Annotated in this window: 19 protein-coding genes; 4 read left to right on the top strand and 15 right to left on the bottom strand. The window is 31.4% G+C overall.

The genetic code is table 11. From position 1 onward, the window contains the following. Positions 1 to 468: 468 nt before the first annotated feature. From KA814_RS08645 to deoC, 4 genes are all read right to left on the bottom strand, one after another. On the bottom strand, positions 469 to 822 hold the full coding sequence (locus KA814_RS08645) for a DoxX family protein (RefSeq protein ID WP_064209833.1): 354 nt from the start codon (positions 820 to 822) through the stop codon (positions 469 to 471). Further along, positions 819 to 2,006, bottom strand: a complete 1,188-nt coding sequence (gene deoB / locus KA814_RS08640; RefSeq protein ID WP_064209832.1) for a phosphopentomutase — start codon at positions 2,004 to 2,006, stop codon at positions 819 to 821. The genes KA814_RS08645 and deoB overlap by 4 nt, the downstream gene beginning before the upstream one ends. A gap of 11 nt (positions 2,007 to 2,017) precedes the next feature. Then, entirely contained in the window at positions 2,018 to 3,319 is a 1,302-nt protein-coding gene (locus tag KA814_RS08635) for a pyrimidine-nucleoside phosphorylase (RefSeq protein WP_064209831.1), read from the bottom strand. A gap of 67 nt (positions 3,320 to 3,386) precedes the next feature. Beyond that, positions 3,387 to 4,049: a deoxyribose-phosphate aldolase gene (deoC, locus tag KA814_RS08630; RefSeq protein WP_046207733.1), complete on the bottom strand. Its 663-nt coding sequence runs from the start codon at positions 4,047 to 4,049 to the stop codon at positions 3,387 to 3,389. Positions 4,050 to 4,228: 179 nt separating this feature from the next. Here deoC and deoD point away from each other — a divergent pair, with 179 nt between their 5' ends. Continuing rightward, complete coding sequence (gene deoD / locus KA814_RS08625) at positions 4,229 to 4,939, top strand: purine-nucleoside phosphorylase (RefSeq protein ID WP_046207732.1); 711 nt, start codon at positions 4,229 to 4,231, stop codon at positions 4,937 to 4,939. A 135-nt stretch (positions 4,940 to 5,074) separates the two neighbouring features. On the opposite strand, the gene KA814_RS08620 is transcribed toward deoD, so the two are convergent. From KA814_RS08620 to KA814_RS08580, 9 genes are all read right to left on the bottom strand, one after another. Beyond that, positions 5,075 to 5,524 (bottom strand): Dps family protein, encoded by a 450-nt coding sequence (locus KA814_RS08620; RefSeq protein ID WP_046207731.1) that lies wholly within the window; start codon positions 5,522 to 5,524, stop codon positions 5,075 to 5,077. Positions 5,525 to 5,703: 179 nt separating this feature from the next. Then, the gene (gene rbsK / locus KA814_RS08615) at positions 5,704 to 6,567 is read right to left on the bottom strand and encodes a ribokinase (protein WP_064209830.1); all 864 of its coding nucleotides are present in this window, start codon (positions 6,565 to 6,567) and stop codon (positions 5,704 to 5,706) included. A 23-nt stretch (positions 6,568 to 6,590) separates the two neighbouring features. After that, complete coding sequence (locus KA814_RS08610) at positions 6,591 to 6,974, bottom strand: thiol-disulfide oxidoreductase DCC family protein (protein WP_064209829.1); 384 nt, start codon at positions 6,972 to 6,974, stop codon at positions 6,591 to 6,593. A 323-nt stretch (positions 6,975 to 7,297) separates the two neighbouring features. After that, positions 7,298 to 8,665: an EVE domain-containing protein gene (locus tag KA814_RS08605; protein WP_046207728.1), complete on the bottom strand. Its 1,368-nt coding sequence runs from the start codon at positions 8,663 to 8,665 to the stop codon at positions 7,298 to 7,300. Between the two features lie 72 nt (positions 8,666 to 8,737). Continuing rightward, on the bottom strand, positions 8,738 to 9,718 hold the full coding sequence (locus KA814_RS08600; protein WP_046207727.1) for a YeiH family protein: 981 nt from the start codon (positions 9,716 to 9,718) through the stop codon (positions 8,738 to 8,740). Positions 9,719 to 9,927: 209 nt separating this feature from the next. Continuing rightward, on the bottom strand, positions 9,928 to 10,158 hold the full coding sequence (locus tag KA814_RS08595) for a hypothetical protein (protein ID WP_046207726.1): 231 nt from the start codon (positions 10,156 to 10,158) through the stop codon (positions 9,928 to 9,930). Positions 10,159 to 10,182: 24 nt separating this feature from the next. Beyond that, the gene (locus KA814_RS08590) at positions 10,183 to 11,121 is read right to left on the bottom strand and encodes a type I phosphomannose isomerase catalytic subunit (RefSeq protein ID WP_046207725.1); all 939 of its coding nucleotides are present in this window, start codon (positions 11,119 to 11,121) and stop codon (positions 10,183 to 10,185) included. A gap of 538 nt (positions 11,122 to 11,659) precedes the next feature. Next, entirely contained in the window at positions 11,660 to 12,358 is a 699-nt protein-coding gene (locus KA814_RS08585) for a FadR/GntR family transcriptional regulator (protein ID WP_046207724.1), read from the bottom strand. A gap of 131 nt (positions 12,359 to 12,489) precedes the next feature. Then, on the bottom strand, positions 12,490 to 13,149 hold the full coding sequence (locus tag KA814_RS08580) for an SDR family oxidoreductase (protein ID WP_064209828.1): 660 nt from the start codon (positions 13,147 to 13,149) through the stop codon (positions 12,490 to 12,492). Positions 13,150 to 13,296: 147 nt separating this feature from the next. On the opposite strand from KA814_RS08580, the gene KA814_RS08575 reads away from it, so the two are divergent. Both KA814_RS08575 and czrB read left to right on the top strand, forming a co-directional pair. Next, complete coding sequence (locus KA814_RS08575) at positions 13,297 to 13,596, top strand: ArsR/SmtB family transcription factor (RefSeq protein WP_080937829.1); 300 nt, start codon at positions 13,297 to 13,299, stop codon at positions 13,594 to 13,596. Positions 13,597 to 13,622: 26 nt separating this feature from the next. Further along, positions 13,623 to 14,576 (top strand): CDF family zinc efflux transporter CzrB, encoded by a 954-nt coding sequence (gene czrB, locus KA814_RS08570; protein WP_046207721.1) that lies wholly within the window; start codon positions 13,623 to 13,625, stop codon positions 14,574 to 14,576. Positions 14,577 to 14,709: 133 nt separating this feature from the next. On the opposite strand, the gene KA814_RS08565 is transcribed toward czrB, so the two are convergent. Beyond that, positions 14,710 to 15,441 carry a metallophosphoesterase family protein gene (locus KA814_RS08565; RefSeq protein ID WP_064209826.1) on the bottom strand — a complete coding sequence of 244 codons (732 nt, stop codon included), beginning with the start codon at positions 15,439 to 15,441 and terminating at the stop codon, positions 14,710 to 14,712. Positions 15,442 to 15,572: 131 nt separating this feature from the next. On the opposite strand from KA814_RS08565, the gene KA814_RS08560 reads away from it, so the two are divergent. Next, on the top strand, positions 15,573 to 16,661 hold the full coding sequence (locus tag KA814_RS08560; RefSeq protein WP_064209825.1) for a hypothetical protein: 1,089 nt from the start codon (positions 15,573 to 15,575) through the stop codon (positions 16,659 to 16,661). Positions 16,662 to 16,930: 269 nt separating this feature from the next. Here KA814_RS08560 and KA814_RS08555 read toward each other — a convergent pair whose 3' ends face one another. Then, positions 16,931 to 17,782, bottom strand: coding sequence for an HAD family hydrolase (locus KA814_RS08555; protein ID WP_210122722.1), 852 nt, complete (start codon positions 17,780 to 17,782; stop codon positions 16,931 to 16,933). Positions 17,783 to 17,787: the final 5 nt, after the last annotated feature.

Raw genomic sequence — 17,787 nt, 5'->3', positions numbered from 1 at the left:
ATTTATATGTAATTTCACATTAAAACACTTTAAAAACAAGTCCATATTTGAATCTTTATTTCTTTGTTTTAATGGCATTTAATATAAAAAAGTAGTAACTCAATGCGCTAATGATAATTAAAACAAAATTGAAAAATGGTATTTTTTATATTTTTTTCATTTTTATACGTTTATGTTTATCAGAAATATATTTTTGTAAAGTTTGAACATGCAACCGCTCAAATTATAAGGTTACCTTGGCTGTCCGCATGTTTCGACTCAGCTATAAAACTTTATTTTTAAAAGAAATGATGTTATCGTTTAAGTTTTGTTTTTTCAAGTTTACACCTTAACTATGATATATAAAACATAGAAAACGCCAATTTCTATATTAATTTAATAGAAATTGGCGTTTAGTCTATAATCAGAGCATTCTAACCATGGCGCTTTATAATGTATATCCAGTCACGCAACTATTGATTGTTCACTTTATAGTTTGTTCACGATTTTTATTAAGACAAATTGTAGTGGGATTCGACTGTATAACAAACTATTCGGTAGTTGTTTATCGCCTAGTGGCAATTTTTTTCTTGCCATATAAATATTTGCAGGCAATACTGCTAATAAAAACATATTAATCATTTTCTTGAGACATTGGCCAGGTCTATTAACTATTAAAAGCAAGCCAAAAATTATTTCGACTACACCCGAAATAATAACCGCAGATTTTCTAAGTGGTAAATATTCAGGTACAATTTTTCTAAAACGTGACTCATGTTTAAAATGTAAGACACCAATAATCATGAAGCAACAGCCTAAAATCAAGCTTAATAACCGCTTCATTTATCGACACTCATTTCTTTTAAATAGCTTCGACCAAATTCTGGTAATGTAACGTCAAAATTATCCGCAATTGTAGCACCTATAGAACTAAAAGTATTGTCCGTAGATAGTTCATGGTAATCTTTTATTTTAGGACTAAACATTAGGACTGGGATGTATTCTCTTGTATGATCTGTCCCCGGTGCCGTAGGATCATTGCCGTGGTCTGCAGTAATGATTACTAAGTCGTCATCTTTAAGATGTTTGATAAGTTCTGGTAAACGCTCATCAAAATCTTTCAATGCCTCAGCATATCCATTTTTATCACGTCGATGTCCATACAGAGCGTCAAAATCCACTAAATTCAAGAAACTTAACCCCTTAAATTCACGTTGTACAGTTTCTATGAGCTTATCCATGCCATCCATATTGCTTTTTGTTCGAATTGCTTCAGTAACACCTTCACCATCATAAATGTCATTGATTTTTCCTAATGCAATCACATCAAATTGATTCTCTTTCAACTCATTCATCACTGTTCGTCCAAATGGTTTTAACGCATAATCATGTCGATTAGAAGTTCTTGTAAAAGCACCTGGTTCACCTACATATGGTCGTGCAATGATTCGACCAATTAAATATTTTGGATCTTTAGTTAGTTCTCTTACTTTTTCACAAATATCATACAATTCTTCGAGTGGAATAATATCTTCATGTGCCGCAATTTGAAGTACTGGATCTGCTGATGTATAGACAATCAGGTCTCCAGTTTTCATCTGATGCTCTCCCCACTCATCAATAATTTGTGTACCAGAAGCTGGTCTGTTTGCAACTACTTTTCGACCTGTCATCGTTTCAATTTCACTGATTAATTCTTGTGGAAATCCATCAGGATAAACTTTAAAAGGTTGCATAATATTTAAGCCCATAATTTCCCAATGGCCCGTCATCGTATCCTTACCTACAGAAGCTTCACTCATCTTAGTATAAAACGCTTCTGGTTTAGACACTTTTTCGACATTAGGTAATGCAGCGATATTACCTAGACCTAACCTTTGTAAATTAGGTAATGATTTATCAAAACCTTCAAGCGTATGCTTCAAAGTGTGACTGCCTTCATCATTAAATGCTTTTGCATCAGGCCCTTCGCCTATACCCACTGAATCCATGACAATTAAATGTACCCTTTTAAATGGTATAGTCATCATTCCATCTCCTATTCAGTAATTATTTTATGAATCAACGTAGGAACTTCGCCGTGTGAACTTATCGTAATGCTTTGATTTAATTTTTCCTTAACATCATTAATTTGCTCACGGTTACTATGAATCGTTAATAAAGCTTCGCCTTCATCAACTGAATCTCCTACTTTTTTGTGAAGGACAATGCCAACACTTAAATCAATATCATCTTCTTTAGTTTGTCTACCTGCCCCTAACATCATAGATGCAACACCGATTTCATTGGCAATAATTTCGGTTACTGTACCAGATTTTTGCGAAAGTAAATCAATTTGAAAACGCGCTTGTGGTAGTTTACTAACATCATCAACTACTGAGCCATCACCGTCTTGATTTTCTAAAAATGTACGGAAACTTTCCAATGCTGAACCATCTTCAATTGCTTTTTCTAATAATGCTTGGGCTTCCTCTAAATCTTTAGCTTTGCCGCCAACCACTACCATTTGCGAACCTAAAGTCATAACTAACTCAGTTAAATCTTTTGGACCTTGACCTTTCAGTGTTTCAATCGCCTCTTTAACTTCTAAGGCATTACCTATTGCATTACCTAATGGTTGACTCATGTCTGAAATAATCGCCATCGTGTTTCGGCCAACATTATTACCAATACTAACCATCGCATGTGCAAGTGCTTCAGCATCTTCGATTGTTTTCATAAAGGCACCATTGCCTGTTTTGACATCCAATACAATAGCATCAGCGCCAGCGGCAATTTTTTTACTCATAATAGAAGATGCAATCAGTGGTATTGAATTAACTGTTCCAGTCACATCACGTAAGCCATAAAGTTTTTTGTCTGCCGGTGTTAAATTCCCAGTTTGTCCTATTACAGCTACTTTTGCTTCATTTACAAGTTCAACAAATTTATCTTCACTAATTTCAACGTGAAACCCTTCAACTGATTCTAATTTATCAATTGTGCCGCCAGTATGACCTAATCCTCTACCACTCATCTTAGCCACAGGAACACCAACAGAAGCTACTAATGGAGCTAATACTAGTGTAGTTGTATCTCCAACACCACCTGTAGAATGTTTATCAACTTTTATCCCATTAATCGCTGATAAATCAATCACGTCACCAGAATTAACCATTGCCATTGTAAGTGCTGCTCTTTCTTGATCATTCATATCCTGGAAAAAAATTGCCATCGCTAAACTCGAAGCTTGATAATCTGGTATTTCACCACTGGTATAAGCATTAATAAAGAATTCTATTTCTTCATTTGTTAAAGCTTGACCATCACGTTTCTTTTCAATAATATCTACCATTCTCATTTGAGTTGGCCTCCCCTGTTAGACATTTATGTCTTTATATGTCTCATTTTAAACTTAAAGATAGTGATTAATAATCTGAATTACTTTCTAATCCTTGGATGATCTGTACACCTGCACTAGCGCCAATTCGAGTAGCACCAGCTTCTAGCATTTTATTGAAATCTTCTAAGTTTCTGACACCACCTGAAGCTTTAACTTCTAATGCATCTCCGACTGTATCTTTCATTAATTTAACATCCTCAGGTGTGGCACCACCACCAGCAAATCCAGTTGATGTTTTCACAAAGTCAGCACCTGCTGCTTTACTGAGTTCGCAAGCTTTTACTTTTTCATCATCAGTTAAAAGGCAAGTTTCAATAATTACTTTTACCGTTTTACCATTAGCTGCTGCTACTACGCCTTCAATATCTTTTTGGACTTCATCATAACGTCCGTCTTTTAAGGCACCAATATTGATAACCATATCTACTTCTGATGCGCCATTTTTAATAGCATCTTCTACTTCAAACACTTTCACTTCAGTATTTGTAGCACCTAATGGAAAACCAATAACTGTACATACTAATACGTCAGTATCTTGTAATTTATCAGCTGCGTATTTAACATGTGTAGGGTTAATACACACTGACTTAAAATGGTATTCTGTTGCCTCATCAAGAATTTTATCTACTTGTGCTCTAGTAGACTCCGGTTTTAGTAAAGTGTGATCTATATATTTTGCATAATTCATTCTAATTCCTCCTAATATATTAACTGTATGAAATTATTCTAATTCTTGAAAGTCATTACTTTTCTAAAAAATTAATAACATCACAACAAGTGCTTTACCTCTATATTACAAAAATTCGCAAAAATAATAAACAAATGTTATCTTTATTTTGATAAAAGAATTTAAAGGAGAAGAAGTCTATGACAAAATCTACACCACATATTCAACCTAACGGAGTTAAAATTGCTAAAACTGTTTTAATGCCTGGGGATCCCTTGAGAGCTAAATATATCGCTGATAACTATTTAGAAGATGTAAAACAATTTAATGAAGTTAGAAACATGTTTGGTTATACAGGCACTTATAAAGGAAAAGAAGTTTCTGTTATGGGTTCTGGAATGGGTATTCCAAGTATTGGTATTTATTCATACGAACTATATAATTTTTTCAATGTCGACACAATTATTCGAATTGGATCATGTGGCGCTTTACAGGAAAACGTTAACCTATATGACATCATTATTGCTCAAGGTGCTTCTACGAATTCGAGTTATGTAGAGCAATATAATATTCCAGGTCACTATGCGCCTTTAGCTGATTTTGACTTAATGTTAAAAGCAAAACAAAAAGCGGATGAAATTGGTGCTACTACGCATGTTGGTAATATTCTTTCTTCAGACACATTTTATAATGCCGATCCAACATTTAACGAAAAATGGCAACGTATGGGCATCTTAGGCATTGAAATGGAATCTGCTGCATTATACTTAAATGCAACTTTTGCTAATAAAAAGGCTTTAGGCGTCTTCACTGTAAGTGACCATATTCTACGTGATGAAGCAACTACTGCAGAAGAACGTCAAAACTCATTTACTCAAATGATGGAAATTGCATTAGAAATTGCTGAATAAAATTTTATAGCGTTCATACATGAAGTAAGTTCTTATTTCTATCTCTATTACAAAAAAGACAGGAATCAAATAAAAAATTTGATTCCTGTCTTTTACTGTTTTAAATATAAATACTGTTTGTCTATCTATAAACTATTATTTTCCTAAATAAGATTTTAACATCCAATTATGTTTATCAATATTGGTTTGCATACCGATAAACATATCTTCAGTTACATCATCTTCGGCATTAGAAGCAACTTCAATTGCTTCTTCTAATTGTTTTGAAATATTTTCAAAATCTGTTGATAATGCTTCAACCATTTGTTCTGCTGTATAACCTTTACCTGCTTCATCTATAATTGATAACTCTAAACTTTCTTTTAATGTACCTACTGGATTACCGTCTACTGCTAAAATACGCTCTGCTAAATCATCTATATATTGACTTGCTTCATCATATAATTCTTCAAATTTTGTGTGTAGTGAGAAGAAATTTGGTCCTTTTACATACCAATGAAAATTGTGTAATTTGGTGAATGCAACTGTCCAGTTTGCTACTTGTTGGTTTAATACTTTTACAACTTCTTCATTATTTTTTGACATATCAAAAATCTCTCCTTTAAATTTTTGTCGTAACTAAGCGACAATCAATTTTCGATTACAATAATTATTATATTATAATAATTACAATCTGTAAAGTGTTTATCAGTATTAAATTATAATTATTATAATTTAGAATGCAGCTTAATCACTCACTTATATTATACCCTGAATTAAGTCATTTAATCTAGTTCTTTTCTGTATGGCATTGCACCTTGAGCACCTAATCCTGTAACTGAAAAACTAGCAGCTAAATTGGCAAAATTAACTGCTTCCTCTAATGACTTATTTTCAATTAGAGCAACTGCTAGCGCACCATTAAACGTATCTCCAGCCCCTGTAGTATCAACTACTTCTTTTTTATATCCCTTAACAAGTTGTTGAGAATCACTGTAAAACAATGCACCCGCAGCCCCTTTAGTTACGATTAATTTTTCAGGATACATCATAAGAGCTTTATCAACTTCATTTTCAAATAATAGTTCACTTTCTGATTCATTTGGCGTCAACCAATTAACTTTCTCAATTATTTCTTTATCTAATGGTCGAAATGGTGCAGGATTTAACATTACCCTCATTTCATGATTTTGTGCATATTCCACTACTTTTTTAATAGTCTCTTCAGGTATTTCATGTTGCATTACAATAATATCGCCAGCAGCAAAAAATTCTAGTTTTGGAATTACTTTATCTGGCGTTACATAATTATTTGCTGCCGGCACTACAACAATTCGATTATCATCTTCAAACAACGTTATATGTGCAGTTCCTGACGCTTCATTTTCAATAATATCCATATACTTTGTATTTACATTGTTTTTTTTAAGATTTGACAGTATTTGCTGTCCATTATCATCATCGCCTACAGCCCCGATCATATAAACATGGTCGCTTAAGTGTGCAGCCGCAACAGCTTGGTTAGCACCTTTACCTCCAGGATTTGTGAAAAATGATTCTCCCATTACTGTTTCACCTACATTAGGTAAAATATCTGTTTTTACCACTAAATCGATTGATGCGCTACCAATCACAACTATGTTTCCCATATTCTTTTCCTCCATCTATGCATTCAGTCAATAAAAAATGATTGCTCATAATCATTAGGTTTGTGCCAATGCGTTTTCCACATTCTGTTTCTATTATCTGCAAAAAGTTGATAACCAAAATCTCTTAACCATTTAGGGGTTATATATAATAATAAGCCAATCCATTTATAATTTGTTAAAGATGAAATCAATGATGCTATTGCATCTGATTTATACTTAAATTGGTCTCCTTCTTGCAAAATAACACTATCGTGTTGTTTTGTTTCTGGATAATTTTCAAACATATTTTGAGCTGTAGACCCTTGAAGTTTTGCAAATTGGTAACGTCTAGACAACCCATTTTGAATAAGCCAAATTGCGTAATTATAACAGTATACGCAGTTACCATCGTAATAAATTATTGGCATGCCTTCATCTCCTTTTATGATTTGTAACCATAAAATATAAATTATTTATTCACAGTTCTATTATATCCTAAAATGATAAAAATAAATCATTATATGAAATATATTATTAGGTATCCTTAAGTATTTATTTCACATACAAAATTGGGCAGAAATCTCATTTTATTTAAAATATTTCGTCACCTCACCACAGTAATGATGACTAGAATAGAAAAAGTATTAAACTTTACCTGAATTGAGCTTTAGTCTTCTACAGATAATATAAAAACGCCCAGGACGAACCAATGATGTCCCAGACGCTTATTCACTATTTTTAAACTGTGATTTTAATCTTGATTTACCTTAACAATTCTTGCATATTTTAAAAACTGTTCAGTATATTTTTGTTTTATATCATTTATGCTATCATACGTAATGCCAACGATATGCCAATTGGGATTAAAATGATAAAATGAATCTTTCTTTCTGGACCATTTAACCATACTTCCATCTCTATTATATCTTGGTAATGTCATTTCATAGCCTTCTAAAACATTAATATAAGTTTGAAAAATGTCTGGATCTATACGATTAAAATTATCTATAACCAGATAACTTTTATCATTTCTTGGCATAAGATTAGTAATGAAACCCTCTCTATAATACAAAGCACCCGCCTCATTTGGTAAATATTTACCATATAACATATCCTCTGTAAAATCTGGATGCCCTGCTGTAATTACTGGATTAGCATTTGTCTTTTGTAGCAAGTTTTCTGCAGCTTTTAGACCTTCGCCTTTATCAACTACTAACAGAATAAATGGTTTTACATCCTCATCTGCTTTATCAATAACATCTTGACTTTTAACTGCTTCAAACTGAGATTTCATTCCATCGTTTTCACTCATTTCAAGTATTGCATCAAATTGTGTACGTGACATACTCGCAATCGCTTGTTTTGCATTTTCTTGTAAATAATATAAGTTTTTTAATTTTGGGTGTTTATTTAATGTACTTAATGTTACGGGCTCGATTTCTTTTTCAAAATAAACCTCTATCGCTGTACTATTTGTACGACCAGGGATTGGAGATTTTTCATGTAAATGTTGACTTACTTCACCAACACCAATCACTGATTGTTCTCTATGTTTATTATAAAAAACGAGTTGGTCTCCAATTTCAAGTTGTCTATAAAAATGGTATCCATTTCGTTTAATACCATTATATGTGTGTGTAAACAACGTATTATAAGAATTGGGTTCAAATTCTTGCTCCTCTGATATAAAGAAATATCTAGGTATTTTCGTTTCTCCTTTACCCAAACTCACGATTAAGTCAAATTCGTCTTTTGTAATTTGATTAAATAGTGTTTCTTTCATATTAGTAATACGAAATTCTAATTGTTCACTTCTTTTTAAGTAATCAGCAGTTAATGGTTTCAATTGTTCTAACAACTGAAAATGAACACGAATTTTATTCTGTGCGCCTGTTTGAACGCTAGTAATTTCACCAAATCCTAGTAAACCAGTATCCATCTGTACTTGATAAAATACAACTTTATCTCCTACTTTAGCTTGTTTAAAAGATCGGAAACCTTGTGACGGATTAAATTGAGCACCTGATTCAAATAATGTTGTTTGACCCACTAATGGTTCGTTATGATTCCAGCGATTATATCCGCAATTTAACCAAAAATAATTTGTTTCCTCTGCCATTTAGATACTCCTTATCTCATATAAAAAATTCTATCTTCTCATTATATTTAAAAATTAATCCGCAAACAACGATTACAATAAATTAATCAATTTCATTGATATCAAACTTGTTATGATTACTACTATCCAAGTCACTAGCCCTAATAAAATCGGCTTTGCACCAGCTTGTTTAAATTGTCTGAAATCTACATTTAATCCTATACCTGCCATTGCCATCGTTATTAAGAATAGTGATATTTGTTGAAATATATGAATAACAGTTGGTGAAAAATTAAAAATTGTACTAATTAATGAGGCTATAATAAACCAAACTATAAACCATGGAAAGATTTGTTTGATCGACGTGCCTGTTTGTTTAGATTTTTCTTTACGAATCGTTCTATATGTAAAAAATAATACTACTGGAATAATCATTAACGTCCGTGTTAATTTTACAATTGCGCCAGTTTCTAATGCTTTATTTCCGTAATTAGAAGTCGCAGCAATAACACTAGATGTATCATTTATTGCCGTACCCCCAAAATATCCAAAAGCCGTTTGACCCATGTTCATTAAATGACCGAGTGGTGGGAATATAAAAACTGCTATTAAGTTGAATAAAAATATAGTTGAAATAGCAAATGCTACTTCGTTTTCTTTAGCCTTGATAACTGGGCTTGTGGCAGCAATCGCAGACCCACCACAGATAGATGTCCCAACCCCAATCAGGATGCTAAGATTTTCATTTATTTTAAATATTTTCATCAAAATAAACACGATTATAAATGCAGCTAATAAAGTTATAATTATAATTGGCAGAGATTTCCAACCAATTGAACCTATAGATTGAAAGCTCAACGTAAAACCGAGAACAATAATACTATAATGCAATACTTTTTTACTACTAAATTGGATACCGGCACGATATTTTTTGGGAATTTCAATAAAGTTATTTAAAAGAATACCTATAACAATGGCAAAGATTGCACTTCCTATTACTGGAAATTTGCTTCCCATAATGGTTGCAATAAGCGCAATAATAAATGTCATCAATAAACCTCGAGATTTCGACATTTAGCCCACCTCCAATTTAAATTCTATTTTACCATAAATATTTTATCGCTAAAGAAAATTTTATAATCTTTTAATTATAAAACTGATTCATTTTAATTATTAATATCCATTTCGTCCAAACTGAATTTGATTTAATTAATAAAACTAATGATTATTACTTATAAAAAAAGTATCTTTAACTTCAAAAGTAAAGACACTAAATTTATTGATTATTGAACCATCGTCAATGCACCCATAATTGGCATTAAATTAATGAGTACACCACCAAGTTTTAATAATCCACTTATTTCTTTGTTAGGTATCGTAATTAATGTAGCAATTATACCAATTGCACCAATGATTACGGGTAAGAAAAATGAAGGGAAAATAGGTATTTTTAAAAATATCCCTGCGCCAGCTAATAAGCCGCAAATTAACGATACATATAAATACTTATACATTTTAAAACACTCCGTTTTTATTCTCTATAAATAACTTATAATTAATTCATAATTCCCTTCAAAAATTGTATCTAAATCGTCTGAAGTTAGTATGAAATTTTGACCTTGTGTTACATCATAAATATCTCCATCAACTATGACTTGTCCATTGCCTTTTAATACAGAAACTAAAACAAATTCTCTCGGTTTCATATAATTTAATGTGCCAGATATTTCCCACTTAACCATTGTAAAAAAGTCATTTGAAACTAGTTGAATTCGTTTGTGATTTTCAATAATTTCAGTATCCGTAGCTATATTAATATTTTCTTGAGTAACTTCGATGACATCCTTTGCTTTTGCTTGATCCAATCCTCTGCTATGATGCGCTTTTTCCTCTCGACCAAAATCGTATACGCGATAAGTGACATCAGAAGATTGCATTGTTTCATAGACAAGTACACCAGCACCTATAGAATGAACCGTTCCTGCTGGTATGAAATAAAATTCACCCGGCTTAACCTTAACTTTATTAAATAAATTTGCATAGTCAGTTTCATTGATTTGATTCACTGCAATATCTTTCGAATCTGCATTCACACCATAAATGATTTCTGCGTCTTCTTCTGCATCTATGATATACCAACATTCTGACTTACCATATTGTCCATTCTCATTTTCATAAGCGTATGCGTCATCAGGATGCACATGGATTGATAATGCTTCTTTTGCATCTACAATTTTTGTCATTAATGGAAACTCTTGGCTCGGGAAATCACCAAACAATTCTCGATGATTTTCCCATACCATATCTAGTGTCTGCCCCTTGTATGGCCCATTCAACACTTCACATTTTCCATTTGGGTGTGCTGAAATCCCCCATGCTTCTCCAATATTTTCAGCCGGCAAATCATAACCGAGTGATTTCAACTTTGTGCCACCCCAAATTTTCTCATGTAATACTGGTTTTAAAAATAATGGCATTCACCACACCTCCAAACTTAGTTAATATATTATTTAATCTGATATTTCCAATTTAGAAAAATATAAATTTATACTATTAATATTACATTTTAAAATTAATTTGACAGAACTATTGAAATTGTATCACATATCTTAACGCATTATAAACTGTCACTTCAACGTTTACTCATATTTAAATCAATAATTATTATATCAATACGTTTCATAGACGTATAGTTAAATTAATGTGATTCAATTACATTCAGTTGAATTTGACAATAAAATCATTCAATTGTCATAAATTTTTTAAATAAAGACTTGCCTTGTCAATATTTTTCACATTATAATGATACTAGAGTCTTTTACATATAAGGTAATGAATTATGATGATTTTGATCAGATGATTACTGTTCAAAATTTAAAATTTGCAATAAAAGCCCAAACTGCTATAGTTTGGGCTTTTTATTCATTGAAATTTAATTATACTCGCCTTAGACTTTATGAATTTGGAAAGCATTAAAATAAATTTGAAGATTACCGCCATGATGCTTTCTCAAATCTATTTTTCTTTGAAGTTGGCTAATATTGTTTCTTTGACTTCTAATAAATGTGACTCCATTGCTTTAACTGCTTCTACATCATCTTTGTTAGCAATCGCATTATAAATGACTACATGCTCCTCTAGCAATTTATTCATTGTTTTTTGTTTACTATAAATAAATATCTTTCTTGTTTCTTTCATAGAATCTTGCATGAGTTCAGATATATTATTTAGTAATTCAACTAATAAAGAATTATTGCCAGCTTTAGCAATTAATAAATGGAATTCTAAATCAGCTCTTTCTCCTGACGTGCCATCTGTTATCGCTTCCCCCATTCGATTCAAAGCATTTTTCAAATCAATTAAGTTTGCTTCTGTACGATGACAAGCAGCCATTTTAACGGTGGCGCTTTCAACAATTTCTCTTAACTCTAACAATTCTTTTATCTGAACTACTGAATTAAATTTATCTCCTAATTCAAAAAAAGTTGGTTCAATTTGTTTTACAAATGTCCCATATCCTTGTTTTATTTCTAATACGCCTATCGTTCTTAATGCATTCAAAGCTTCTCTTACCGAAGCCACACTCACACCAAATTCTTTACTGAGCTTTTGTATCGATGGTATTTTATCTCCGACTTGATAATTTCCAGATTTGATGCTTTCCAATAAAGTATCTGCGACTTGTTCATAAATTTTAGTGTTTGAAATCTTCATAGTTACCTCCAAACGATATCTATTATTGTATCAAATTTTCTTCATAAAATTTATTAAAATAATAGATATTTCAGTTAAAAATGGACCAAATTACTATAAGTTGTAAATTGGCCCATCTTTGTAACTATTAATTATTTATTTTTAAAATTATCTAAAGCTTGTGGTATCTCCACATCTCCACTAATAATTTGGAATTCAGTATTTAAATAATCATCAGTTGTTACAACTTCATTGATAACTGAAGCGACATCTTCTCTTGGAATTGAGCCTCTACCTTCAAAAAAGGCTCCTACTTCAATCTTGTTTGTGCCATCATCATTTAATAAAACACCAGGATGTACAATCGTATATGATACTGATGCTTGTTTTAAATATTCATCAGCATAATGTTTAGCAATTGTATAAGGCTTCAAGTCTCCACTAGCATCAAATGCCTCTCTTCTAGAATCATATGTTGACACCATAACAAATTGCTTAACATGATTTGCCTCACTTGCTTTAATAGCTTTAATAGCACCATCTAAGTCTACAATAATTGTTTTATCAGCGCCTGTACTACCACCTGAACCAACAGAAAATACTACACGATCAAAACCTTTGAATTTTTCAGTTAAAGCTTGAATATCGTCTGTTTCTACATCAATTAATGTTGCTTTGATATTTTTTTCTTTTAACTGTTCAACTTGGGATTCTTTTCTAACTCCAGCGGTAAAGTCTATATCTTTTTCTTTCAATTGTTCTACTAAATGTTGGCCAACGCCACCATTAGCGCCAATAACTAAAATACTCATATTGGTACCTCCTTAATTAAGTTAATACTAAAAGTCTACCACTTTTATAAGAATTTAAAACAATTATGCACTTTTTGTTGACATATTAGTACGAAACCATTAATATATGAACATATACTAATATATTCATATATAGAGGTGAATTTTGTGGATGCATCAATAAACACTGAAACATTAAATCATGTAACCGATATTTTCAAAGCATTAAGCGAAACAAATCGCATACGCATCATGCACTTATTATCTCAAAGTTCTAGCAGTGTAGGACATATTGCGCACACTTTAAATATGGGCCAATCTAATGTGTCACATCAGTTACGTATACTCAAACAAGCCCACCTAGTCAAATCTACCCGAGAAGGCCAGTCAATGATATATTCAATTGACGATACACATGTAACTGATTTACTAAAACAAGCAATACATCACGCAAATCACAAACTATAAAACTATAATGAAAGGTGTGGACCTATATGACTCAACAACACGAACACAATCACACACACAATCATACACATGGACATGTACATACCAATAATAAAAAAATCTTGCTCATTAGCTTTTTAATTATTGGTATATTTATGATTGTTGAAATCATCGGAGGTTTTTTAGCACATAGTTTAGCACTATTATCTGATGGTTTACACATGTTCAGTGATTCAATTTCATTAGGTGTGGCTTTATTAGCTTTTATTTATTCTGAAAAACACGCTACTAAATCTAAGACTTTTGGATACAAACGCTTCGAAATATTAGCTGCATTATTTAATGGCGTAACGCTATTTGTTATCGGTATTTTTATAATCATAGAAGCAATCGACCGTTTCTTTAATCCAGTAGCTGTAAAATCTACAGAAATGTTTATTATCAGTGTAATTGGACTCATCGTTAATATCGTTGTTGCTTCCTTTATGTTTAAAGGTGGAGATACAGATCATAATATAAACATGCGTGGTGCATTTCTCCATGTTATTGGTGACTTATTAGGTTCAGTCGGAGCCATTACAGCAGCTATTCTTATTTGGGCATTTAATTGGACATTTGCAGATCCTATTGCGAGTATTATCGTTTCTCTACTTATTATTAAAAGTAGTTGGGGGATAACGAAATCATCCATCAATATATTGATGGAAGGTACGCCAAGCGATGTCAATATGAGTGAAATCATAAGTGCTATTACAAGTGAAGCGCAAATAATAAATGTACATGATTGTCATATTTGGACTATTTCTAACGAAATAAATGCTTTAAGTTGTCATGCAGTTGTACCAAATGACATGACAATTGAAGAAGGTGAACAACTTTTAAACTTACTCGAACATCGTCTAACACATTTAAACATTCAACATATGACAATACAGTTTGAAACAGAATATCATAATCATGACAACAATACTTTATGTTCAGCAATTTATACAGAAAAATAACATGAATAAAAATAACATGAATAAAAATAAAAAGTGACTAGATTTTAAAGCTTAAAATAAGCAATATCAATCTAGTCACTTTTATTATTTAAATTTCTTTTAAAATATATAGCAAATCCAAAACATTTTATGCCTATAAAAATTTATCAAATATCAGCTCTTTAGCTGGCACTTGTTTTTCTTTAAAACCTCTTATAAATTCTTCATTATCATAAGGAACTTTAACCCTTTCAAATGAAAATTCATTTTCATCGATAGTAACAATACCATATACAGCATATGCGCCATTATTCAATCCAACAGATCCAGGATTAAAATAAACTTTAGATTTATCATCAAACAAATGAACCGTATGATTATGACCAAAAACAATTAAATCTGCTTCTTTATCCTCGAATAGTGATTTAATATTTTCTTCTGTAGGTTCCACAATGGGACTAAACGGCTGCCCATCAATTGGCGTGTTCAATTTATCATTTGGGATTTCATAATGAATGAACATGATTTTTTTATGATTTATAGTTTTTTCAATAACACGAGGTAACGCATTTAATTTATCATAATAATCTTCGTCTAAGTGACTTTCAATCCATTGGTGGTGTTCATAAAATTTATCTTTTAAGTCTTCAGGATAAGGCGTATCGTTAACAATTGACATCACCGCTTCATCATGATTACCTGCAATAATTTCCATATCATCTCTTTCAAATATTTCGTCAAGTACTTTATTTGTTTCATGGCCTACACCAATATTATCGCCTAGGTTATATATTTTATTTATATCTTTTCTTCTATCAATATCATCCAATACTGTATCCAACGCATCAAAATTGCCATGTACATCAGTAAGAATTGCAAATTTCATGATGATATCTCCTTTCAACATTTTCTCATTTGGTCATTTTAACATTTTATAGCCATTTTGTTACCTATTAATTTTAAAATCTCTAATTTTTTGATAGCATATGCTTATCACTAAAAAGGAGTGCTTAAAATTTGTTTAAATTTCATAAACTAGCATTACAAAATGCTAAACCGCAAAATGCTAAAATTTTACTATTCACAATTGTAAGTTTTATCATATTATTTGCTTTGACTGTTCTAACTTTTATACCAGTTCAACCAGCAATATATAAGTTTTTAATGTCAATGGCAATGCAACAACCTATTGGTAGTGCCTTAATTACATTAATACTAGCAATATTAATTCCATTAGTGGTTTTCATATTTGTAGGCTATCAACTTATTGCTGGAACTATATACACTATAGACAATGCAATTAATAAAGACAAGGTTAAATTCAAAGATTTATTTTCAATATTTAAAAAAGGTAAATATGCTAAATCGTTAAAATTATCTTTAATTACTTTATTAAGTATTATTATTATATTATTACTTAATATTCTAATAAGTAAGCTATTACAATTAGGCATTGTACAATTATTCACTGCATTACAAGGACCGTTAAGCAGTTCTGATCATGCACTTGGATGGTCATTAACATTCCAAATCATTGCCGCTACTTTACAAGTATTTATATTGTCATTTGTTTATTGGTTCTTTACAATCCTAATCATCAATTATACATTAGCTTTTGTTAAAGAACCTAGTAGAGGCGCTTGGTCATCTGTGAAACGTGGCTTTAAAGCTATTAAAAACGGCAATAAAACTTGGTTTAAATTCTATATAGGTATATTATTGCTAAATTTACTTGTTATCATCTTAGCAAACCCAGTAAGTCAATTAGTTTCTATTAGTACTGGTAGTATTTCACAAACATTAGCAACGACTATTATCTATATTGTGTCAGTAATCGTTATTATAATTAGATTAATCGTTTATTACACAAACTTATTAGCAATTATTCAATACTACAATAAAAATGGCGAGAAAATAGATAAATCAGAAGTTAAAAAATCAAAAGCTTCTACACAAGCTAATCAAACATCTAAAGTAAGCAATAGTGTTAATCATACAACTGAGAAAGCTACGGATAAAGTTAATCAAACTTCTGATCAGTTTAAAGATAATGCTGAAGAAAAGGCTTCAGATATCAAAGATCAAATTGATAACAAAGAAAAATAATATCAATAGGAAACAGTTAGGACCATCGTTCTACCTTCAAAAAGGACTAATCCACGTTCAAAAGGATTAGTCCTTTTGAATTTATACTTGTCTTTTTTTACGATACTACTTAACTGTTTATATTATACTTGCACACTCTCAATTGATTCTTATGCTAAAGCATGTGAACAGTCAATTATCCATATCAAAAAAAGACACTTTATCTCATTTAATAATCATTATTAAACGAGAAAAGTGTCTTTTTTAATCAATTTATCTATACGTATATTTTATAATAAATGTTTTTTCAAGTATAATGCCGCACCGTTTTCTTCATTTGTGAATGAAGTGACATCATCAGCTAAAGCTTGAATTTCTGGCCGAGCGTTCTTCATCGCTACAGTATAATTACCAAACGCAAACATCGCTCTGTCGTTATCACTATCACCAATGACTAATGTTTCTTCTTGTTTAATGCCAAAGTAGTCTATCATTTCTTTAATTCCAGTGCCTTTGTCAATACCAAAAGCCATTGTTTCCGCGTTAAAGCGCGATGAATTTGATACACTGATTTGAAGTGCTGTTTGGTCATCGATTAACTGATTTCGAAATTGAGTAATCTTATCATAATCTGGTGAGAATAAATAAATTTTTGAAAATGATGTGTCAGGGATAATTGGTTCCCAACTTACTTTTTCAACAATAGATTCTCTACGGGATGTCCACTCACTATAGCCTACGTTTTCAGGTGGTGTTGATTGTTTAAACATAGCTTCTGCCCACGTTTGATCTTCATTAAGAATGATACGATTGCCGTCGAAAGGAAACACTTCATAATAAATTGCTTGTGCTTTTGCTCTTTTCACAATTTCATTTACCGTATCAAATGTTAAACTATGTTTAAAAATAGTTTCATTGTGAACGACACCGTTCGTACCATTAGAACTAATAATACCATCCACTTTAAAGTCTTTAGGTACAAGGTAATGAATCTCATCATGTGCTCTTCCAGTAGCTAAAAACACTTTATAACCATGATTTCTTAAAGTCTGTATTATTTCTGTCGTTTCGTTATCTACACGATTGTTTTTATGTAAAATTGAACCATCCATATCCAAAAATATTGCTTTAACATTTTCCATTTAAT

The organism is Staphylococcus sp. GDY8P196P, from assembly GCF_017891705.1.
In the GTDB taxonomy this organism is placed as follows: Bacteria; Bacillota; Bacilli; order Staphylococcales; family Staphylococcaceae; genus Staphylococcus; species Staphylococcus ureilyticus.
The sequence above is the reverse complement of the archived record's forward strand: the minus strand, read 5'-3'. Positions and strand labels throughout refer to the sequence as shown.

Excerpts from the sequence above, each read along its gene's own strand:
- KA814_RS08645 (WP_064209833.1), bottom strand. The coding sequence starts at position 822 with ATGAAGCGGTTATTAAGCTTGATTTTAGGCTGTTGCTTCATGATTATT.
- deoB (WP_064209832.1), bottom strand. The coding sequence starts at position 2,006 with ATGACTATACCATTTAAAAGGGTACATTTAATTGTCATGGATTCAGTG.
- KA814_RS08635 (WP_064209831.1), bottom strand. The coding sequence starts at position 3,319 with ATGAGAATGGTAGATATTATTGAAAAGAAACGTGATGGTCAAGCTTTA.
- deoC (WP_046207733.1), bottom strand. The coding sequence starts at position 4,049 with ATGAATTATGCAAAATATATAGATCACACTTTACTAAAACCGGAGTCT.
- deoD (WP_046207732.1), top strand. The coding sequence starts at position 4,229 with ATGACAAAATCTACACCACATATTCAACCTAACGGAGTTAAAATTGCT.
- KA814_RS08620 (WP_046207731.1), bottom strand. The coding sequence starts at position 5,524 with ATGTCAAAAAATAATGAAGAAGTTGTAAAAGTATTAAACCAACAAGTA.
- rbsK (WP_064209830.1), bottom strand. The coding sequence starts at position 6,567 with ATGGGAAACATAGTTGTGATTGGTAGCGCATCAATCGATTTAGTGGTA.
- KA814_RS08610 (WP_064209829.1), bottom strand. The coding sequence starts at position 6,974 with ATGCCAATAATTTATTACGATGGTAACTGCGTATACTGTTATAATTAC.
- KA814_RS08605 (WP_046207728.1), bottom strand. The coding sequence starts at position 8,665 with ATGGCAGAGGAAACAAATTATTTTTGGTTAAATTGCGGATATAATCGC.
- KA814_RS08600 (WP_046207727.1), bottom strand. The coding sequence starts at position 9,718 with ATGTCGAAATCTCGAGGTTTATTGATGACATTTATTATTGCGCTTATT.
- KA814_RS08595 (WP_046207726.1), bottom strand. The coding sequence starts at position 10,158 with ATGTATAAGTATTTATATGTATCGTTAATTTGCGGCTTATTAGCTGGC.
- KA814_RS08590 (WP_046207725.1), bottom strand. The coding sequence starts at position 11,121 with ATGCCATTATTTTTAAAACCAGTATTACATGAGAAAATTTGGGGTGGC.
- KA814_RS08585 (WP_046207724.1), bottom strand. The coding sequence starts at position 12,358 with ATGAAGATTTCAAACACTAAAATTTATGAACAAGTCGCAGATACTTTA.
- KA814_RS08580 (WP_064209828.1), bottom strand. The coding sequence starts at position 13,149 with ATGAGTATTTTAGTTATTGGCGCTAATGGTGGCGTTGGCCAACATTTA.
- czrB (WP_046207721.1), top strand. The coding sequence starts at position 13,623 with ATGACTCAACAACACGAACACAATCACACACACAATCATACACATGGA.
- KA814_RS08565 (WP_064209826.1), bottom strand. The coding sequence starts at position 15,441 with ATGAAATTTGCAATTCTTACTGATGTACATGGCAATTTTGATGCGTTG.
- KA814_RS08555 (WP_210122722.1), bottom strand. The coding sequence starts at position 17,782 with ATGGAAAATGTTAAAGCAATATTTTTGGATATGGATGGTTCAATTTTA.